This window comes from Streptomyces sp. NRRL S-495 (genome assembly GCF_000966955.1).
GTDB lineage: Bacteria > Actinomycetota > Actinomycetes > Streptomycetales > Streptomycetaceae > Kitasatospora > Kitasatospora purpeofusca.
In genome coordinates this window covers 1-18,434 of record NZ_JZWY01000182.1, presented here as the reverse complement: position 1 = coordinate 18,434, position 18,434 = coordinate 1, and the positions used below count along the sequence as shown (strand labels likewise).

Genomic DNA, 18,434 nt, shown 5'->3' with positions numbered 1-18,434 from the left:
GCGCAGCAGCGCAGGTCGGACCCGGTCCGGTGACGGGCGGCCGGTCGCCCGCCCGCGCCCCGGCGCCCGGCCGCTCAGGCGAGCAGCCTGCGGGCCCCGGTCAGCCGGCCGGCCGGGCGGGCCAGGGTGCCGGCGTACACCTCGGCGGTGGTGGCGGCCGCGGTGTCCCAGCCGAACCCGGCCGCGTGCCGCGCCGCCGCAGCGCCCCGCCGGACCACCAGCTCCGGATCGACGACGTACGGCTCCAGCGCCCGCGACCAGTCCGCCGGGTCGTGGCCGTGCACCAGGGTGCCCGTCGCACCGTCCCGGACGGCGACCGGCAGGCCGCCCACCGCGGCCGCGACCACCGGCGTGCCGCAGGCCTGCGCCTCCAGCGCGACCAGCCCGAAGGACTCGCTGTACGAGGGCATCACCAGCGCGGTCGCGGCCCGGTACCACTCGGCGAGCATCGCCTGGCCGACCGGCGGGTGGAAGCGCACCACGTCGCCGATACCCAGCTGGGCGGCCAGCTTGTGCAGGCTCTCCGGACGGGCCAGGCCGGTGCCGGACGGACCGCCGACCACCGGCACCACCAGCCGCTCGCGCAGCTCCGGACGCCGCTCCAGCAGCACCGCGACCGCGCGCAGCAGCACGTCCGGGGCCTTCAGCGGCTGGATCCGGCCGGCGAAGAGCAGCACCGCCGCGTCGGCGGGCAGTCCCAGCCGGGCCCGGGCGGCGCGGCGGGCCTCCGCCGTCCCCGGGGCGCCCGCCCCGCCGGGGCGGAAGACGTCCAGGTTGACGCCCGGGTGGACCACGGCCAGCTGGTCGGGGCGGGCCGCGTAGAAGCGGGCCAGCTCAGCGGCCTCCTCGGTGGTGTTGGCGATCAGCCGGTCGGCCGCCTCCACCACCTGGGTCTCGCCGATCACCCGGGCCGTCGGCTCGGGGGTGTCGCCCTCGGCCAGCGCCGCGTTCTTCACCTTCGCCATGGTGTGCATGGTGTGCACCAGCGGGACGCCCCAGCGCTGCGCGGCCAGCCAGCCGACCTGGCCGGAGAGCCAGTAGTGCGAGTGGACCAGGTCGTAGTGCCCGGGCCGGTGGCCGGCCTCGGTGCGCAGCACCCCGTGGGTGAAGGCGCACAGCTGGGCCGGCAGGTCCTCCTTGACCAGGCCCTCGTACGGACCGGCCGTGACGTGCCGCACCAGCACGCCCGGGGCCAGCTCCACGGTGGGCTCGTCGTCCGAGCAGATCGACCGGGTGAAGACCTCGACCTCGATGTTGAGCGCGGCCAGGCGCTTGGCCAGCTCCACGATGTAGACGTTCATGCCGCCGGCGTCGCCCGTGCCCGGCTGGTGCAGCGGGGAGGTGTGGACACTGAGCATGGCGATCCGGCGCGGGCGGCGCCGGCCGGCCTGGACGAGCGACTGGAGCCGGCCGCGCGCGGGCGTGGCCGGCTGGGCACGGCGTACCGAACGGACGGGGTGCTGGATCACCTGGCTGAAGCCTCCTCGTGTGCTGCCCGCCTCGCAGCCCTTGCCTGCTGCCTGCTGGTCGGTGTGTGCGCCGCCGCCCGCGCCGCCCGGCCGGGACACCCGCCCGGGGCGTGCGTCGGCCTGCCGCCCCGTCCGGGCACACATCACCACCAGTCTGCCAACCACGCGATCGGCGACCGGCATTCCCGGATTGCCGAACGAGATGGCCGACGCGGTCGGGAGCCGGTGCCCGCGGGCGCGGTCCGGGCCCGGTCCGGGCCCCGTCGCGGGGTGCCCGTGTCCGTGCCCCGGGACGGGCCCGCCGTCCGGTCGTGGCCGGGCCCGTACCCTGAGGGACATGGCCGCCTCCTCCTTCGATTCCGCGACCGCGCCCGCCCGCGGACCGGCCCGGCGGCCGGTGGGCACCGTGACCCGCGGCACCACCAACACCAACCGGCTGCGGCGGATGGACCGCTGGATCGCCCACACGCTCGGTCCCGCGCTGCGGTCCGCCGACCGCCCGCCGACCGCCGTCGACCTCGGGTACGGCGCCGCCCCGTGGACGGCGGTCGAGCTGTCCGGGCGGCTGCGGACGGTACGGCCGGACGTCCGGGTGGTCGGGATCGAGATCGAGCCGGCCCGGGTCGCCGCGGCGCTGCCGTACGCGGTGCCGCCGCTGCTGACCTTCCGGCGCGGCGGCTTCGAGGTCCCGCTGGACGGTGGCGGGTCCGCCCAGCTGATCCGGGCCGCCAATGTGCTGCGCCAGTACGACGAGTCCCAGGTGGCCTCGGTCTGGGAGCGGCTGTGCGCCCGGCTGTCCCCGGACGGGCTGCTGGTCGAGGGCACCTGCGACGAGATCGGCCGCCGGCACGTCTGGGTGGCACTCGGCCCGGAGGGCCCCAGGACGGTCACCTTCGCGGCCCGGCTGGGCGGCCTCGACCGGCCGTCCGACCTGGCCGAACGGCTGCCGAAGGCCCTGATCCACCACAACGTGCCCGGCCGGCCGGTGCACGCGTTCCTCCGTGACTTCGACCGCGCCTGGGCCGCGGCCGCGCCCTACGGGGCGTTCGGCGCCCGGCAGCGCTGGGTGGCCGCCTGCACCGCGCTGGCCGGGGCCTGGCCGCTGGTGGACGCGCGCGGCCGGTGGCGGCAGGGCGAGGTCACCCTGCCCTGGACGGCCCTGGTGCCCTGGACGGCCCTGGCCCCGTAGCCGCCGGCGCCACTGGAGCCGCTCCTGACCGGCGGCTCACCGAGCGCCCGCGAGCGAGTCCACGGATTCACTCGAACGAGTTATCGAATATCTCTGGCGTGTTGACGCCCCGTCACGCCACCATGGGGGCACCCGGTCAGCACCTCACTCCTGCCCCGTCAGCCCCAGCTCCCGTCCGACGCCGGCGAAGACCTCGAACATCTCCGCCCCGAACAACACGAACCGCACCTCCTCCGGCCCGTCCTCGCGCTCCGCCACCACCGCCGCGACGGTCCCGAGCGCGATCCTGGCCGCATCCGCCGGCGGCCACCCGTAGATCCCGGCCGACACCGCCGGGAAGGCCACCGTGCGCGCGCCCAGCTCCGCCGCCACCCGGAGCGACTCGCGGTAGCAGGAGGCCAGCAGCTCCGCCCGCTCCTCGTACTCGTCCGCCAGATGGACCGGCCCCACGGTGTGCACCACCCAGCGGGCCGGGAGGTCACCGGCCGTGGTCGCCACCGCCCGCCCGGTGGCCAGCCCCCGCCCGTACCGTGAGGCCCGCAGCTCGCGGCACTCCGCCAGAATCCGCGGTCCGCCCCGGCGGTGGATCGCACCGTCCACCCCACCGCCGCCCAACAGTGAGGAATTGGCGGCGTTCACCACCACGTCCACCTGCTGCGCCGTGATGTCACCCTCGACCAGGGTGATGCGCGTCACCATGTCACAACCCCTCTCCCGACCCGGCCCGGCGCCCGCCCCACGGGTCACCGCTCGCTTCCCCGCCCCGTCCGTCACATCGCCACCGGCGTGGCACGAGCCACAACGCGCCGGCCGGCCAGAGAAATCCCCGGAGATCACGTTATGGTCGCGAGAAGTTCCCCGACGCAGGGTGCCGAGCGGGCACTGCGGACGGACCTCGGCCGTTACGCACTCGGGGAAAAGGAGGATCAGTCGATGCCCGCAACGGGAGACGGGCGGGCACCTGGTGCCACGGGCTCGCCGGGCGCCCAGGGCGGCGCCCGTACCGGGCACGCCCAGGACCGGTCCGCCCCCGGAGCGCCCGCCCACGGCTGCGCGCCGGACCGCGCCCCGGCACCGGGGCAGCACCCGGCCCGGACGCCGGAACGCCGGGCGGACCGGCGGTCGGACCGCCCCGCCAGGGCCACCGCGCCGATACCCCACCCCCGGTCGAAGGCCGCCGCAGGCCCGGCGCCGTCCACCGGACCGGCCGCTTCCCCCGCCACCGCCCCGCTCAAGCTGCTGGTCATCGAGGACGACGCCACCGACGCCCAGCTGCTCAAGGCCGCGGTGGCCGACAGCGGCGCCCCGATCGAGATCCACTGGACCCGCGGCCTCGACCAGGCCTTCGGGCTGCTCGCCCCCACCTCGTCCGGCTCCCGCCGCAGCCGGTCGCGCGGCGGCGACCCCGGCCGCGGCGGCGACTTCAGCTGCGTCCTGCTCGACCTCGCCGCCCCCGCCGACCTGCCCCACCCCTCCGACCCGTCCGACGGTCTGGAGGGCCTGCACGAGCTGCTCCGCCGAGCCCCGCACACCGCCGTCGTGGTGCTCACCGACGCCGCCGGCGCCGAGCTCGGAGCGGCCGCCGTGGCCGCCGGCGCCCAGGACTTCCTGATCAAGAACGAGACGGACGGCCCGCTGCTCGCCCGCGCGCTGCGGTACGCCGTCGAACGCAAGCGCGCCGACGAGTCGCAGCGCCGGCTCGTCGAGGCCGAGCTGCGCGGCCAGGAGAACGCCCGCCTCCAGCGCCATCTGCTGCCCACCCCGCTGCTCGACGGCGCGAACCTCTCCTTCACCCGCCGCTACCGGCCCGGCCGCCGCCGCGCCCTGCTCGGCGGCGACTTCTACGACGCGGTCCGCACCGACGACGGCACCGTCCACGTGGTGATCGGGGATGTCTGCGGCCACGGCCCCGACGAGGCCGCGCTCGGGGTGGCGCTCCGGATAGCGTGGCGCACCCTGGTCTTCGCCGGTCTCACCGGCGAGACCCTGCTGACCACCCTCCAGCACGTCCTGGAGCACGAACGGCGCAGCGACGAGATCTTCGCGACGCTCTGCATGCTGACCATCGAGCCGGCCGACGCCGGCGCCCCCGGGGCCGTGGAACGGGCCCGGCTCTACCTCGCCGGCCATCCCCCGCCGCTGCTGCTCGGTGAGGACCACACCCCGATCGGGCTCCCCTCCGAGCACGCCGGCCCCGCCCTCGGACTGCTCCCCTGCGACGACGGCCAGGCCGTCTGGCCGTCGCACACCTTCGAGCTGCGCCGCGGCTGGCGGCTGCTGCTCTACACGGACGGACTGATCGAGGGCCGGATCGGCGCCGGTTCGCTCCGGCTCGGCCAGGACGGCCTGGCCGAGCTGATCGGCGACCACCAGTCCGCCGGGCTCACCCGGGGCCGACTGGTCGACAGCGCGATCGCCGAGGTCGAGGAGCTGAACGGCGGCGCCCTGACGGACGATGTCGCGGTGCTGCTGCTGGAGCGCAACCCGACGCAGCTCATCCTGGGCTGACGGCCGGGGGGGAAAGCCAGCAGCCGGGCAGCACGGAGCCCCGGTGTCCGGGCGGGTGGACCCGCCGGACGACCGGGGCTCGGCCGTTCCCTGCTGCCAGGGCCGGTACGGCTACCAGGGCCCGTACGGCCCCATGTTGCGCTGGTCGCCCCGGCCGCCGCCCCGATTGGTGAGCGCGCGGATCGCCGGGCGGACGTCGACCACGTAGACGATCGCGGCGACCAGGCCCCCCAGAGTGAGGAAGCTGGTCATGAAGTTGGCGCCGAAGAGCAGGTCCAGACCGAACGCGATACCGAGGATCGCCAGCCAGAAGCCCTTGGTCTTCTTGTCGGCCGCCCGGTACCCGTCCTCCGGACGGGTGGCGGCGTCGACCAGCGCGAACAGCTTGTAGCCCAGGATGGCGACGGCCAGCCACCAGAACGGGTTCAAGTAGTCCAGGATCAGAATCTGGGCCACTCCGCCCATCACGGCCTCCTCTGCGTCTCGCTGCGGCACACCTGCCCGCCCATCCTGGCACGACGCACGGTCCACCACGGGGTCAAACGGTCCGGCGGCACCCGACGTGCCCCGGGGTGCCGGACCTCAGGCCCGGCCCGCGCGGAGCTACTCCGCGCTCTTGCGGGACCGGCCGCGCTTCGGGGCGACGGGCGCCTCGTCCTCGACCAGCTCGCCCTCGACCAGCTCACCGGCCTCGGCGGACTCCGCGTCCACCCGCTCGGCGACGGCCTCGCCCGCACCGGCGACAGCGGCGTCGGCGCCACGGCCCCGGTCCACCGCGACCTTGCCGCGCTCGGCCAGCTCGTCGTAGGTCTCCTTGGCCTTGACCGCCAGCTCGACGGCGCGGCCGACCTGCTGGAGGGCGAAGCTCTGCGCCTTCTCCTGCAGCGCCTTCAGGTCGGTCGGCAGGGCGGTCACCGAGCCGCTGACCTTGGCCTGCGCGTCGACCAGCCGGGCCTGGGCCTCGGCCAGCGCGGCGGTGGCCTTCTCCTGGGTGCCCTTGCGGTCGGCCGCGAGTGCCTCGACCCGGCCCGGCACTTCGCGCAGCTTCTCGTAGGCGAGGTCCCCGGCGCCGGCGAGGGCGTAGAGCGGGGTCGGGTCGGTCAGGGTCTTCTTGATGTCGTCCGTGATCGGCATGGCCGGTCCTCCCGTGATGTTTAGGGTGCCTTGCCCCGGTGCTCGTCCGTGCTCCCGCCCACGCCCCCGGCCGGGTCCGCGGCTCCGGCCGCTTCCGTCGCCGGGTCCGCCTCTGTCACCGGGGCGCCACCGGACGGCCGCCCGGCGGCGTTCTCCTTGAGGAAGGCGTCGTAGACCGCGAGCAGCGCCTGCTTCTGCTGCTCGTTGATCAGCGGATCGGCCAGGATCGAGGCCCGCAGCTCCAGGCCCTCACCCCGCCGTTCCTCCAGGATTCCGGCCTGGACGTAGAGCGTCTCCGCCGAGATCCGCAGCGCCTTGGCGATCTGCTGCAGGATCTCCGCACTCGGCTTGCGCAACCCTCGCTCGATCTGGCTGAGGTAGGGGTTGGACACGCCGGCGGCCTCCGCCAGCTGCCGCAGCGAGTACTGCGCATTGCGCCGCTGCTCGCGGATGTACTCGCCCAGCGGGCCGACGTTCAGTGAGGCCATGCGAACACCCTGCCCCACCGCGCTTGCAATTGCAAGCACAGTGCTAGCACCAGCAAACAGTCAGCCCGACGCGAGGCACACGTCGGGCCGGTTCGGGGTCGGGCGGGCTCGGGGTCGGCGTCGGGCGGGGAGGGTCAGGCGGGGAGGCGGACCGGCATCAGGACGGAGAAGGTGCCGGGGCGGTCGGCGGTGCGGACGGCGAGGGGGGCGATCGGGCCGCCGAGTTCGAGGAGCAGCTGCCCCGGGGTGTCGACCGGGAGGGCCTCCAGGAGGAAGTCCCGATTGACGGCCACCCGGAGGGCACCGGCGGCCCCGTCGGCGTCGGCATCCGGGGCGGCGACGGCGAACCGGCCCTCGCCGTCGACGGTCAGCAGGGCGACCTCGCAGTCCGCGCCGTGCGGTCCGGACGGCAGACTGCTGGTCGCGGCGGACACGAGGGCTGCACGCAGCTCGGCGGCGGGCAGGCCGATCCGGCGGACCGGCTCCAGTCGGACGAGGGGCCGGTAGTCGGGGTAGTCGTGGTCGAGCGCGGCGCCCTCGATCCGGTGGCCGCCCACCGTGACGTGCACCGTTCCGGCGCCGAGCGCCAGCTCCACCGCCCCCGCGGCGGAGCCGAGCAGCGCGCGGACGGCGTCGGCCAGCGCGACCGGCACGACGGCGGACGCGGCGGGCGCGGCGGACTCCTCGGGCACCACGGACGCCACGGGCACCTCGGCGAGGGCCATCCGGTAGCGGTCGGTGGCGACCAGCCGCAGCAGACCGCCGTCGAGGTCGAACAGCACGCCGGACAGCACCGGCAGCTCGGGGTCACCGCCGACGGCGAAGCGGACCGCATCCAGGGCTTCGGCCAGCCCACGGGCGGGAACGGTGAAGCGGTACTCGGCGGGGGTCGTGGTCATGGGGTTCTCCCTCTGGTCGATCAACCGGCGGATCGCGGAGAGTTCGCGGCGCGCGTCGGCGAGGCCGCCCTCCAGCCGGCGCAGGTGCTCGTCCATCAACCGCTGGGCGGCACCGCTGCCGGGCACCGCGCCGAGCACGGCCCGGATGTCGGCCAGCGGCAGGCCCACCCGGCGCAACCGGGCGAGCAGTCGGGCGTCGGCGAGCTGCCCGGGGGCGTACCAGCGGTAGCCGGTGCGCGGGTCGACATGGGCGGGGGCGAGCACCTCGGCACCGTCGTAGAAACGCAGGGCGCTGATGCTCAGACCGCTGTCGCGGGCCAACTCGCCGATGCTGCGCAGGTCGCTCTCCATGCCGGGGACTCTGGGGCCTCGACCGGGTCGAGGGTCAAGCGGGGCGGCCGGACCGGCTCCGACGATACCGCCGGCCGACACGCCGGACGGAGGTTCTCGCGATCAGTGGTTGAACTTTGAACGAGTTGGGTCTACAGTGGAGGCATCAAGTTGAAGCCTAAACAAATGGCTTCGAACCCGAGGAGGAGCCATGGGCCTGTTCAACCGCACCAAGACCACCGACACCGCGACCACCGCTGTCGCCGTCGCCATCGCCGAGAACCCGGCCGGCCAGGACCTCGGGCTGGGGCACCTCACCGGTGACTGGACCATCGACACCACCCACAGCGAGATCGGCTTCGCCGTCCGCCACGCGATGGTCACCAACGTCAAGGGCCGCTTCACCGAGTACGAGGGCAAGCTGCACCTGGACGGCACCACCCCGACCAACTCCCGCGCCGATCTGGTGATCAAGGTCGCGAGCATCGACACCAACCAGGCCCAGCGCGACGAGCACCTGCGCACCAGCGACTTCTTCGCCGCCGAGAGCTTCCCGGAGATGCGCTTCCGCAGCACCGCCGCCGAGCGCGTGGGCGACGAGTCCTACCGGATGAGCGGCGAGCTGACCATCAAGGACGTCACCCGCCCGATCACCCTGGACCTCGACTTCACCGGCCACGCCGTCGACGCCTACGGTGCCGACCGGGTCGGCTTCGAGGGCAAGGCCGTCCTGGACCGCACCGACTGGGGCCTGACCTACAACGCCGCGCTGGAGACCGGCGGCGTGCTGATCGGCGAGAAGGTCAAGCTCACCTTCGACATCTCCGCCGTGAAGGCGGCCTGACCCGGCCGACCTCGACTGCGGGCCCTGCGGCCCCGACAGCGTGGGCGCGCGCGTCGGCCCTCCGGCCGACCGCCCTCCCGCACCCGACTCCGCCCCTGCCGACCCCCGAGCGGCAGGGGCGGAGTCGTATCCCGCCACAACAACCCGTCGCGGCACGGTGATTCCTGATCCAGTACTTCTGATCAGTACTTTCTGATCCGGTGATTGCTGGGCCGGTGAATCCTGGGCCGGTGAATCCGATCGACCGGGCAGGCCCTGGCTAGGCCGCCAGCAGTGCGGCGTCCGGCGCCGGCAGCCAACTGCCCGCCGGACGGCGCAACCAGGTCTCGCGCGCGCCGAGTTCGGCCGCAGCCGTCAGCAGCGCGGTCAGCCCGGGATGCCGCAGGTCCGGGCGGTGCACCAGGCTCACCAGACTGAGCGGGACCGGCTCGACCAGCGGCACGTTCACCGCGCCCGGCAGCACCGGGCCGCCGACGGTGGTCAGCATCGGGTCGCCGTGCCGGGCCAGGTAGCGGGCCGTCTCGTCCACCCCCACCGGCGGGACCCGCGGGGGCGCCGCGTCCAGACCGTGCTCGTCCAGCAGCAGTCGGCCGAGGTCGGCCCACTCGGTGGTCGCCGGATTGCCCGCGCAGATGTCCACCGGATGCCCGACCAGTTCCGCGAGCCGCAGAGCCGGCCGGCCGGCCAGCGGGTGGCCGGCCGCCATCATCACCGAGACCGCCTCCAACCTGACCGGGCGCTGCGCGAGCCGGGCCCGCGCCAGGGCGGGCAGTCCGGCGTAGCGGCCGAACGACACGTCCAGCCGGTGGGCCAGCAGTTCGGTGGCCGCGGCCGCCAGACCTCCGTGGAAGCGGGCCAGCAGCTCGCCCTCCGGCCAGGCGGCGCGGGCCCGTTGGAGCAGCCGGTCGCTGGTGAGGTCCGGGCCGGTGACATCGCTGTTGAGGTCGAGCAGCAGCGGCCGGTGCGCGACACCGGCCAGGATCTCGTCGTGCAGGGCCAGCAGTCGGCGGGCCTTGGGCAGCAACCCGTGCCCGGCGGTGGTGAGTTCGACGCTGCGCGTGGTGCGGAGGAACAGCGTGTCGCCGAGCAGCCGTTCCAGCGTCCGGACATCCCGGCTGAGTGCCTGCTGGGCCACGTGCAGCCGCTCCGCGGCACGGCCGAAGTGCAGCGTCTCGGCGGTCGCGACGAAGCCGCGCAGCAGGCGGGGGTGCAGGTCGTGGGGCATGGCGGCAGGCTAGCAACGCGTGGCCGACCGCGCGGGCGGTGCCGTACGAAGGCCGCCCGGCCCGCATCAACAGCATTCTGTTGTCGATGCGGCGGAACAGGTGTTGGACCGCGAACGACCGGCGGCCCGAGGCTGGAGCCCTTCCCCTCCCCCTCTCTCCCGCGGAGTCCCGTGCTCGCCCCGTACCGACGTCTGTTCTCCCGCCCCGGCACCGTCGCCTTCACCCTGGCCGGACTGCTCGCCCGGCTCTCGATGTCGATGACCGGCGTCTCCCTCGTGGTGCTGATCGCCGAACGGCGCGGCTCCTACGCGCTCGCGGGTGCCGTCGCCGCCGCCGGGCTGGTCGCCGTGGCGATCGGCATGCCGCTGATCGGCCGGCTCGTCGACCGGTTCGGGCAGGCCCGGGTCACCGTCCCGGCGGTGCTGTACAACCTGGTGCCGCTGTGCGGACTGCTGCTCTGCGTCCGCCTCGGCGCGCCCGACTGGACGCTCTACCTCTGCTGGGCGGCCGGTTCCGCGGTGCCGAACCTCGGCGGCATGGCGCGGGCCCGCTGGGCGCACCTGCTCCGCGACGCACCGGAGGACCGGCACCTCGCCAACTCCCTCGAACAGGCCCTGGACGAGCTCTGCTTCATGGCCGGACCGGTGCTCGGCATGGTCCTGTGCACGACGGTCGCCCCGGAGGCCGGGATGCTCGCCGCCGGCGGGGTCGGCGCGGGCGGCGCGCTGCTCTTCGCGGCCCAGCGGCGGACCGAACCGCCGCCGGCCGACCGCCCCGACGCCGCCGCCGTCGCGGACGGACCGCGCTCACCGCTGCGGGTGCCCGCGCTCCGGGTGCTCACCCTGACCTTCCTCAGCACCGGCATGGTCTTCGGCGCGCTCGACCTGACCACCGTCGCGTACGCGGACGCGCTGGGGAACCGGCCGGTCGCGGGCGGGCTGCTGGCCCTGGTGGCGGCCGGCTCCTGCGTGGCGGGGCTGGCGTTCGGCACCCTGCGACCGACCGGCCCCGCGGGTGCCCGCTTCCTGCGGGGCGTGGCGGCGATGGCGGGGCTCCTGCTCCTGCCGCTCGCCGCCGGACTGGGCGGCGCGGGGCTCGCACTGCTCGGGGCGGCCCTGTTCGCGGCCGGCACGGGCACCGCGCCGACCATGGTCACCGGCATGACGCTGATCCAGGAGCTGCTGCCTCAGCGGCAGTTGAACGAGGCGATGGCGATCGCGGTGTCCGGGATCATGATCGGCATATCGACCGGTTCGGCCCTGGCCGGCACGCTCGCCGAGCACGCCGGCCCCGGCGCGGGGTACTGGATCCCGGCGGGGGCGGCGGCGCTCGCCCTGCTGATCGCCCTCGCGGGCCGCCGCCACCTGGGCGCCGGGCCCCGGCCCTCGGGCCGGACGGCCTCCGAACCCACTGTCAGTGGCACGCGCTAGCTTTCGGGGCATGACGACGGCGGCGAGCACCATCGACTACGTCCGGGGCGATGCCACGGCGCCCCTGGGCAAGGGGGTGAAGGTGATCGCGCATGTCTGCAATGACCTCGGGGGGTGGGGGAAGGGATTTGTGCTGGCCGTCTCCCGGCGCTGGGCCGAGCCGGAGGCGGCGTACCGGCGGTGGCACCGGGAGCGCGCGGGGAACGACTTCGGGCTCGGCGCGGTGCAGTTGATCCGGGTGGCGGAGTACCTCTGGGTGGCCAACCTGGTCGGTCAGCGCGGCATCCGGACGGGCCGGTCCTCCGGGCCGCCGGTGCGGTACGAGGCGATCGACACCGCGCTGGCGACCCTCGGCGGGCACGCGCTGGGCCTGGGCGCCTCGGTGCACATGCCGCGGATCGGCTGCGGACTGGCCGGTGGGCGCTGGGAGTCGGTGGAGCCGCTGGTGCGGGCCCGGTTGACGGAACGGGGGGTGCCGGTGACGGTCTACGACCGCGACTGACCGGCCGGCGCGACGGCCGACCAGGTGTACTCGTACTCGGGCAGCGTGTGACCGCCGGGGAAGACGCCCTGCCCGGCCGCGGTGCGCCTGCCGCCGGCACGCTCGTAGAAGGCGATCGCGCGGGTGTTGGCCTGCAGCACCTCCAGGTAGAGGTCGGCCCCGGGGTGCTGTCGGGCGACATGGGCGCGGGCCGCGTCCAGCAGGTCCCCGCCGATCCCGGAGCCGGTCAGCCCGGGGCGGACGTGCAGGTTGTCGAGCAGCACCCGGCCGTCCGGCATCGGGACGAGGTAGGCGAATCCCACGGTGTCGCCCGCCCGTTCGGCGATCAGCAGTTCGGGGGTCGCCTCCGGCGGGCCGTAGTCGACGCTCAGCCGCAGTTCCCAGATCTCGTACCGCTCGCCCGCCAGCCCGTCACCGAGGGCACTGTCGGGGACGATGCCGGTGTACGCGCTGCGCCAGCTGGCGGCGTGCAGTGCGGCGACGGCCTCGGCGTCCCGGGCGTTCCCCCGGCGGATGGTGATGATCACGGAACGAGCCTCTCATCCTGCCTGAACGCGTTCAAGCCCGACCCCGAGGTCATGGCATTCTTTTGAACGCGTTCGAAGAGATTCGAGGAGAGTTCCCGGAGAGCGCGCCCGTGTCGGCACCGGATGCGGAGGGGGCATCCGGTGCCGTCCGTGCCGGCACCGCCTGGGACTCGGCCGATCGGGCTAGGCTCGGGGCCGTGGACGACCTGGCAGCGACGAACGGCCCGAGCGCGACGAACGACGGCAGCGGCACCGACGGCAACGGCACCGACGGCGCCCCCTCGGCGCCCGCCGCACCGACCGCCGAGACACGTGGCAGCCGCGCCCAGCCGAAGACGGACAAGAGCGAGCAGACCCGGGCCCTGATCCTGGAGACCGCGATGCGGCTCTTCCAGGAGCGCGGCTACGAGAAGACCACCATGCGCGCCATCGCCGCCGAGGCGGGCGTTTCGGTCGGAAATGCTTACTACTATTTCTCGGCGAAAGAATTTCTCATCCAGGGTTTCTACGACCGGATGACATATGACCATGCGGCGGACGCCAGGAATCGCATGGCCAATACCCGGGACTTCGCCGAGCGCCTGGAAATCGCCCTGGTCTCCTGGCTCGACACGGCGGCCCCGTACCACGAGTTCGCCGCGCAGTTCTTCCGGACGGCGGCCGATCCGACCAGCGCCCTGAGCCCGTTCTCCAACGAGTCGCACCCGGCCCGGGCCACCGCGGTCGCGCTGTTCCGCGACGTGCTGCAGGGCTCGGACCTGGCACCGAAGCTGGACGCCGAACTGGTCGAGCTGCTGCCCGACGTGCTCTGGCTGCACCTGATGGTCGTCGTCCTCTACTGGGTCTTCGACCGGACCGAGGACACCGAGCGGACCCGGGAATTCGTCCGCCGGTCCACCCCGATGGCGGCCCGGGTGATCAACCTCTCGCGTTATCGGGTGTTCCGGCCGATCGTCCGCGACGCCAAGGGGCTCATCCAGGACTTCATTCTTCCCACCATCGGGAAGACCGCCGTCAAATAGCGCGAAGAAAACGACACGCAGCAGAACGGCACACAGCAGAACGGCCGGCCCGCAGAAAGCGGGCCGGCCGTTCCGGGCAATGGGGCCCGATCAGAATCCGTCGATGTTCCAGGCCGCCAGCGGCGTGCGGAACAGCAGGTCCGCGGCCGCCGCCGCGCCGGGGCGCAGCTCGGTGACCTGCCCGGCCACGGCGAGCCGCGGCAGCGTCTCACCGCCCAGGTAGAGCGCCCCCAGCGCCGAGGCGTCCAGCGCCAGATCGGGCTCGTCGGCCGTCCGGACGCAGCGGCCGGTACCGTCCGCGGCGACCTCGATCGCCCAGCGCCCCGCGACGTAGCCCGCCGGGTCGTCGACCTCCAGCACCGCGCGGCCGGCCGCGCCGTACGTCCGGGCGTTGAACGCGGCCTCGATGTCGAGCACCCGCAGCCACATGTAGTCGGCGTTGTCGACGTGCGGCGTCGCCGCTCGCGGGTCGTTCAGCAGCACCGGCAGCGGGTCGTCCGGGCCGACGTTCTCGACCACGACCTTGCGGACCCAGTCGATCGAGCAGACGAACCGCCACAGCTCGGTGGCCGTGGGCCGGTCGAGGGCGAACAGGTCGACCAGGGTGAGCGTGCAGTTGGGGTAGGAGCCGTCCCACTCGTCGTCGATCCGGTAGACGGCCAGACCGGTCGGGGTGCCGTCGGCGTTCCGGTGGACGGCCGCGAACGGCTCCTTCCAGTCGAAGCCGGGTACCTCGATCTCGCCGGTCTGGCGCTGCCAGGTCAGCTCGTCCCGGGCGATCACGCCGGCCTGGGTGACCCGCCAGCGGTCGAACAGCTCGGGGCCGAGCTTGCGCAGCTCCGCCATCTCCACCAGGTCGATCCGCCCGCCGGGCACGGTGGGCAGGCCGTCCCGCAGGCCGCCGGCCCGGAGCAGGTCGATGTTCCAGCCGTGGCCCCGGGTCGCGGGGCCGAAGCCGTAACGGCCGTAGATGTTGTACTCGGCGGCGATCAGGATCGCGACCGCGGCGCCGCGCTCCCGGGCGGCCTCGAGGTCCCCGGTCATCATCCGGCGGAGCAGACCGCGCCGGCGGTGGGTGGCGGTCACGGTGACGGCGGTGATCGCGTCGGCCGTGACGACCGCGCCGCCGGGGACGGTCAGCTCGGTGTCGAAGCTGCGGAAGGTGGCCACGAACCGGCCGTCGGCCAGGGCCCCGACCATCCGACCCGGCTCCCACTGGCGGCGGCGGAACTCCGTCGCCGAGCCCACGTGCGGGCGCAGGAAGCCCTTGGCGAGCGCCCGGTCCCACGCCTCGACCTCGTCCTCGCCGATCGCGCGGATCTCGATCCCGTCACCCGCGTCGGTCTGCTCCCCCGGTCCGCCGCTGCCCGGCTCCCGGGGCCCGCCGTTCGTCTCGTTGCCCATTCGCCCACCGTACGGCGGGGTTTCGGCGACGGCATCCGATTTATTCCGGTCCTGGACGCCGCCCCTGACGCACCGCCCGGCGCCCCCGGCCCACCACGGCCCCACACGCGAAATCCGGGTGCGGGACGCCCCGGGCCTGCGGAACACTGGCCCGGGTGATCGTGATGCAGCCCGTGCTCGACTACTGGGACTCCGACGGCTTCGAACTCTGGCCGGTCGCCGAGGTCGACCCGTACCTGACGCTGCACGGCCGGCTCACTCCGGCCGAGGTCGGCACGGCGGTGATGCGCATCGTCGGCTTCAACGATCTCGACCCCGAGCCCTGGGAGCGCCCCCGCCGCCCGCCCCGCCCGCGCGAGCCCCTCGACTCCTTCCTGCACGGGCTGCTCACCTTCGACTCGCTGTACGCGGCCGGCGGGCTGCGGGTGACGGACAGCGCCACCGGCACCACCTTCCTGCCGGGCTGCTGTGCGGGGATCGACGAGTGGCGCGACTGGTTCGACGTCCTCGACGACGGCGGCGCGACCTTCTTCGGGCACGACCCCGTCGCGCAGGTCGAACGCGCGGGCGACACCGTCCGCCTCCTCGTCGACGCGGAGTCGGGCGACGCACCGGTGATCGAGCTCCCGGCCGCCGAGGCCCGCCGCCTCCTCGCCGGCGTCGAGCGCGACCTGACGGCCTTCCTCGCCCTGGCCGCCGGGTGGGCCGCCCACCACCTGCCCGGCCACGCCGGCCCGGTCACCACCGCCCTCGCCCACGCCCTGGACCTGCGGCCGCCGACGCCCTGAGGGGGCGCGGAACGCCCTCGGGACCTGTAGGTTCCCAACGCCGATGCCATGAGAGTGACCACGTGACCAGCGGCTTCGAACCGTTCTCAACCGGATGTCAGAGCTCCGGATTACCAGGGCCGTGACAGATCCTCGTGATCGCGGTACTGCCTCAGGACGACACTCCGTAGCAGGTGGCGATCGCGGCGGCGCGGTCGCGCAGGGAGTCGCGCAACCACTGCGGGGCCAGGGCCTCCGCGTTCGTGCCGAGGTGCCACACCGCCCATTCGGCGTGTCTCGGATCCTGGAAGGTCACCTCCAGCCGCAGCCGGCCGTCCACGTCGGCTTCCTCGGCAAGGACCGCCAGCGCGGTGCCCACCAGGTCCTCCCGCCGCGCCGGGTCCACCCTCACCAGCACGGTGACTTGGTCGCCGCCGGTCCGGAACTGCCTGCTGCGTTCCTGCCAGGCCCGGTCCAGATCGACCCGGTCCGGCCGCTGTGCCGGTTCGGCGAGTTCCTCGGCGGCCAGGATGCGGGACAGCCGATAGGTGCGGTCGGCGCCGGACCGCGTGGCCAGCAAGTAGCCCCGGTCGCGCACGGTGACCAAGCCGATCGGGTCCACCGTGCGCCACTCCGGGGTCCGGTCCGCAGCCGCGTAGTGGATCCGCAGCTTGTGTCCGGTGAACACCGCGCGCAGGACCTCGGCCACGACGGTGTCGGGCACCTCCTCGCCAACCAGTCGACGTGAGAGGAGGTCGGTCTCCGGGTCGACGAGCAGTCGCTGAGCCGCGCCGGCCGCGGTGTCCCGATAGCTCTCGGGCAGCGCGTCGACCACCTTGAGCATCGCCGAAGCGAGCGCCGAACCGAGGCCGAATGCCTGCGCGCCGCGCCGCGATCCGGCGACCAGCAGAGCAAGGGCCTCGTCGTGGTTCAGTCCGGTGAGCTCGGTCCGGAAACCGGGCAGCAACGCGAAACCGCCGTGCCGACCGCGTTCGGCGTAGACCGGGACACCGGCCGCGGACAGCGCCTCGATGTCGCGCAACACGGTGCGGGTGGACACCTCCAGCTCCCGGGCCAGCGTGGCCGCGGACAGCCGACCGTGCTGCCGCAGCAGCAGCACCAGCGAGACCAACCGATCGGCGCGCACACGAAAACGCTACCGGGATACACGACACACGATGTCGTGATTCGTTGGGAGGCTTCAGTACGACAAGATCCACCGCACACAAGAGGTGACCCGCATGGCACACGCCATCGTCAATCCGAACGGCCTGCACGACCCGGTCCCGTTCGGCTACAGCCACACCGCCACCGTCCCCGCAGGTACGGAACTGGTGCTCGTCGCGGGTCAGTACGGATCGGGCCCGGACGGCGCAGTCGTCTCCACCGACTTCGCCGAGCAGGTGAAGCAGACGTTCCGCAACATCGGCACCGCCCTGGCCGCCCATGGGCTCGACCTCAGCCACGTCGTCCAGCTCAGGACCTATGTGGTGAACCACGATGTCAGCAAGCTCGGGCCGATCGCCGGGGCCGTACAGGAGGGCTGGGGTACGAAGCCGCCCACGCAGACCCTGGTCGGTGTCGCGAGCCTGGCCACGCCTGACGTGCTGTTCGAGGTCGAGGCGCTCGCCGCCCGGCCCTGACGCGCCGCCACCCGCATCCGGACTGCTCGAACCGACGCGCTTGGCGGTTCGGCATCGGGGCGGCGCAGCAAGGTGAACAGCGCCGTCGGACACGAAGGTCCGGGCAACACGTCGCGCTGGTGAGGGACCGCCTCGCAGGCGGGTGATGGCGGCGGACAGCGATTCTCGATCCCGTGCCGGACCGGCCGACCGGATGCCGTCGCGACCGGGAGAACGACACGGGATCGAGAACCGGCGGCGGCCGGTCAGGGGCGGGCGTAGAAGTCCGGGGTGCCCATGATCCAGAGGCTGGCCTGTTTGATCGGCATCCCGACCCGGGGGGCCTCGATCATCTGGTCGTCGCCGATGTAGAGGCCGACGTGGTGGATGTCGGCGGCGCGGCCGGTGGCGCTCCAGAAGACCAGGTCGCCGGGGCGGAGCTGGCGGTAGGTGACCGGGGTGGACTGCGCGTACTGGTCGGCGGCGAAGTGGTTGAGCCGCTTGCCGCCCTCGCGCCAGGCCATCATGGTCAGCCCGGAGCAGTCGTAGCCGGCCGGGCCCTCGCCGCCCCAGATGTAGGGCAGGCCGATCCTGGCGCGGGCGAAAGCCACGGCGGAGGCCGCGCTCTCCGCGGACCAGGGCCGCCCGGCCGGGGGTGCGGCGGCGGCCTGGCCGGTCTTCGCGGGGCCGGAAGCGGGGGTGGAAGCGGGGGTGGAGGCAGCGGCGGAAGCGGCGGCGGCAGCTGCAGCGGCCTCGGCGGCGGCCCGTTCGGCGGCCGCCTTCTCCGCCGCCGCCAGCTCGGCCGCGGCCCGTTCCGCCGCCTCGCGTTCGGCGGCGGCCTTCTCCGCGGCCGCGCGTGCCGCCGCCTCCGCCTCCCGAGCCGCGATGGCCTCCAGCGCCTCGCGCCGCTGCCGCTCCAGTTCGACCGTGGTGTGGCGGGCGGCCGCCAGTTCGGCGAGCAGTTGTTCGCGCCTCAGGCCGGTGGCCGCGACCTGGTTCTGCTGGTCCGTCAGCCGGGCCTCGGCCTGCTCCCGGGCGGCGCCGACCGCCGCGGCGGCCCGTTCGGCGGCCTC

At 74.1% G+C, this 18,434-nt stretch carries 19 protein-coding genes; 8 read left to right on the top strand and 11 right to left on the bottom strand.

Annotated features, from left to right (window positions below; translation table 11 throughout):
* Positions 1-74: 74 nt before the first annotated feature.
* Complete coding sequence (gene mshA / locus VR45_RS11430; RefSeq protein WP_107084161.1) at positions 75-1,613, bottom strand: D-inositol-3-phosphate glycosyltransferase; 1,539 nt, start codon at positions 1,611-1,613, stop codon at positions 75-77.
* 193 nt (positions 1,614-1,806) lie between these two features.
* Between mshA and VR45_RS11425 the strand changes: the two genes are divergently transcribed.
* Positions 1,807-2,658 (top strand): methylase, encoded by an 852-nt coding sequence (locus VR45_RS11425; RefSeq protein ID WP_045939592.1) that lies wholly within the window; start codon positions 1,807-1,809, stop codon positions 2,656-2,658.
* Positions 2,659-2,802: 144 nt separating this feature from the next.
* Here VR45_RS11425 and VR45_RS11420 read toward each other — a convergent pair whose 3' ends face one another.
* On the bottom strand, positions 2,803-3,354 hold the full coding sequence (locus tag VR45_RS11420; protein WP_045939612.1) for an O-acetyl-ADP-ribose deacetylase: 552 nt from the start codon (positions 3,352-3,354) through the stop codon (positions 2,803-2,805).
* Between the two features lie 237 nt (positions 3,355-3,591).
* On the opposite strand from VR45_RS11420, the gene VR45_RS11415 reads away from it, so the two are divergent.
* The gene (locus VR45_RS11415) at positions 3,592-5,166 is read left to right on the top strand and encodes a SpoIIE family protein phosphatase (RefSeq protein WP_045939591.1); all 1,575 of its coding nucleotides are present in this window, start codon (positions 3,592-3,594) and stop codon (positions 5,164-5,166) included.
* A gap of 111 nt (positions 5,167-5,277) precedes the next feature.
* On the opposite strand, the gene VR45_RS11410 is transcribed toward VR45_RS11415, so the two are convergent.
* The 4 genes from VR45_RS11410 to VR45_RS11395 form a co-directional block, all read right to left on the bottom strand.
* Entirely contained in the window at positions 5,278-5,631 is a 354-nt protein-coding gene (locus VR45_RS11410) for a DUF2516 family protein (RefSeq protein ID WP_045939590.1), read from the bottom strand.
* 138 nt (positions 5,632-5,769) lie between these two features.
* The gene (locus tag VR45_RS43315; RefSeq protein ID WP_053651107.1) at positions 5,770-6,300 is read right to left on the bottom strand and encodes a hypothetical protein; all 531 of its coding nucleotides are present in this window, start codon (positions 6,298-6,300) and stop codon (positions 5,770-5,772) included.
* Positions 6,301-6,320: 20 nt separating this feature from the next.
* Positions 6,321-6,788, bottom strand: coding sequence for a helix-turn-helix transcriptional regulator (locus VR45_RS11400; RefSeq protein ID WP_063772456.1), 468 nt, complete (start codon positions 6,786-6,788; stop codon positions 6,321-6,323).
* A gap of 134 nt (positions 6,789-6,922) precedes the next feature.
* Complete coding sequence (locus tag VR45_RS11395) at positions 6,923-8,038, bottom strand: MerR family transcriptional regulator (protein ID WP_045939589.1); 1,116 nt, start codon at positions 8,036-8,038, stop codon at positions 6,923-6,925.
* 190 nt (positions 8,039-8,228) lie between these two features.
* Here VR45_RS11395 and VR45_RS11390 point away from each other — a divergent pair, with 190 nt between their 5' ends.
* On the top strand, positions 8,229-8,861 hold the full coding sequence (locus VR45_RS11390) for a YceI family protein (protein ID WP_045939588.1): 633 nt from the start codon (positions 8,229-8,231) through the stop codon (positions 8,859-8,861).
* 259 nt (positions 8,862-9,120) lie between these two features.
* Here VR45_RS11390 and VR45_RS11385 read toward each other — a convergent pair whose 3' ends face one another.
* A complete protein-coding gene (locus VR45_RS11385) occupies positions 9,121-10,086 on the bottom strand; it encodes a LysR family transcriptional regulator (protein ID WP_045939587.1) in 966 nt (321 codons plus the stop codon).
* A gap of 171 nt (positions 10,087-10,257) precedes the next feature.
* On the opposite strand from VR45_RS11385, the gene VR45_RS11380 reads away from it, so the two are divergent.
* On the top strand, positions 10,258-11,517 hold the full coding sequence (locus VR45_RS11380; protein ID WP_063772455.1) for an MFS transporter: 1,260 nt from the start codon (positions 10,258-10,260) through the stop codon (positions 11,515-11,517).
* Positions 11,518-11,527: 10 nt separating this feature from the next.
* Positions 11,528-12,019: a macro domain-containing protein gene (locus tag VR45_RS11375; protein ID WP_045939586.1), complete on the top strand. Its 492-nt coding sequence runs from the start codon at positions 11,528-11,530 to the stop codon at positions 12,017-12,019.
* On the opposite strand, the gene VR45_RS11370 is transcribed toward VR45_RS11375, so the two are convergent.
* A complete protein-coding gene (locus VR45_RS11370) occupies positions 12,004-12,546 on the bottom strand; it encodes a GNAT family N-acetyltransferase (protein ID WP_234325941.1) in 543 nt (180 codons plus the stop codon). The genes VR45_RS11375 and VR45_RS11370 overlap by 16 nt on opposite strands.
* A 197-nt stretch (positions 12,547-12,743) precedes the next feature.
* Between VR45_RS11370 and VR45_RS11365 the strand changes: the two genes are divergently transcribed.
* The gene (locus VR45_RS11365) at positions 12,744-13,568 is read left to right on the top strand and encodes a TetR family transcriptional regulator (RefSeq protein ID WP_234325940.1); all 825 of its coding nucleotides are present in this window, start codon (positions 12,744-12,746) and stop codon (positions 13,566-13,568) included.
* A gap of 90 nt (positions 13,569-13,658) precedes the next feature.
* Here VR45_RS11365 and VR45_RS11360 read toward each other — a convergent pair whose 3' ends face one another.
* On the bottom strand, positions 13,659-14,972 hold the full coding sequence (locus VR45_RS11360) for a GNAT family N-acetyltransferase (protein ID WP_078896427.1): 1,314 nt from the start codon (positions 14,970-14,972) through the stop codon (positions 13,659-13,661).
* Positions 14,973-15,136: 164 nt separating this feature from the next.
* Between VR45_RS11360 and VR45_RS11355 the strand changes: the two genes are divergently transcribed.
* A complete protein-coding gene (locus tag VR45_RS11355; RefSeq protein WP_199925931.1) occupies positions 15,137-15,760 on the top strand; it encodes a hypothetical protein in 624 nt (207 codons plus the stop codon).
* Between the two features lie 151 nt (positions 15,761-15,911).
* On the opposite strand, the gene VR45_RS11350 is transcribed toward VR45_RS11355, so the two are convergent.
* Positions 15,912-16,886: a WYL domain-containing protein gene (locus VR45_RS11350; RefSeq protein WP_045939584.1), complete on the bottom strand. Its 975-nt coding sequence runs from the start codon at positions 16,884-16,886 to the stop codon at positions 15,912-15,914.
* A gap of 94 nt (positions 16,887-16,980) precedes the next feature.
* Here VR45_RS11350 and VR45_RS11345 point away from each other — a divergent pair, with 94 nt between their 5' ends.
* Positions 16,981-17,382, top strand: a complete 402-nt coding sequence (locus VR45_RS11345; RefSeq protein WP_045939583.1) for a RidA family protein — start codon at positions 16,981-16,983, stop codon at positions 17,380-17,382.
* Positions 17,383-17,627: 245 nt separating this feature from the next.
* On the opposite strand, the gene VR45_RS11340 is transcribed toward VR45_RS11345, so the two are convergent.
* The coding region (locus VR45_RS11340) for a C40 family peptidase (protein WP_045939582.1) at positions 17,628-18,434 on the bottom strand (807 nt) is incomplete at its 5' end.

What these genes read in the sequence shown, in the direction of transcription:
- mshA (WP_107084161.1), bottom strand. Translation starts at nt 1,613, where the DNA reads ATGTGTGCCCGGACGGGGCGGCAGGCCGACGCACGCCCCGGGCGGGTG.
- VR45_RS11425 (WP_045939592.1), top strand. Translation starts at nt 1,807, where the DNA reads ATGGCCGCCTCCTCCTTCGATTCCGCGACCGCGCCCGCCCGCGGACCG.
- VR45_RS11415 (WP_045939591.1), top strand. Translation starts at nt 3,592, where the DNA reads ATGCCCGCAACGGGAGACGGGCGGGCACCTGGTGCCACGGGCTCGCCG.
- VR45_RS11410 (WP_045939590.1), bottom strand. Translation starts at nt 5,631, where the DNA reads ATGGGCGGAGTGGCCCAGATTCTGATCCTGGACTACTTGAACCCGTTC.
- VR45_RS43315 (WP_053651107.1), bottom strand. Translation starts at nt 6,300, where the DNA reads ATGCCGATCACGGACGACATCAAGAAGACCCTGACCGACCCGACCCCG.
- VR45_RS11400 (WP_063772456.1), bottom strand. Translation starts at nt 6,788, where the DNA reads ATGGCCTCACTGAACGTCGGCCCGCTGGGCGAGTACATCCGCGAGCAG.
- VR45_RS11395 (WP_045939589.1), bottom strand. Translation starts at nt 8,038, where the DNA reads ATGGAGAGCGACCTGCGCAGCATCGGCGAGTTGGCCCGCGACAGCGGT.
- VR45_RS11390 (WP_045939588.1), top strand. Translation starts at nt 8,229, where the DNA reads ATGGGCCTGTTCAACCGCACCAAGACCACCGACACCGCGACCACCGCT.
- VR45_RS11385 (WP_045939587.1), bottom strand. Translation starts at nt 10,086, where the DNA reads ATGCCCCACGACCTGCACCCCCGCCTGCTGCGCGGCTTCGTCGCGACC.
- VR45_RS11375 (WP_045939586.1), top strand. Translation starts at nt 11,528, where the DNA reads ATGACGACGGCGGCGAGCACCATCGACTACGTCCGGGGCGATGCCACG.
- VR45_RS11360 (WP_078896427.1), bottom strand. Translation starts at nt 14,972, where the DNA reads ATGGGCAACGAGACGAACGGCGGGCCCCGGGAGCCGGGCAGCGGCGGA.
- VR45_RS11355 (WP_199925931.1), top strand. Translation starts at nt 15,137, where the DNA reads ATGCAGCCCGTGCTCGACTACTGGGACTCCGACGGCTTCGAACTCTGG.
- VR45_RS11345 (WP_045939583.1), top strand. Translation starts at nt 16,981, where the DNA reads ATGGCACACGCCATCGTCAATCCGAACGGCCTGCACGACCCGGTCCCG.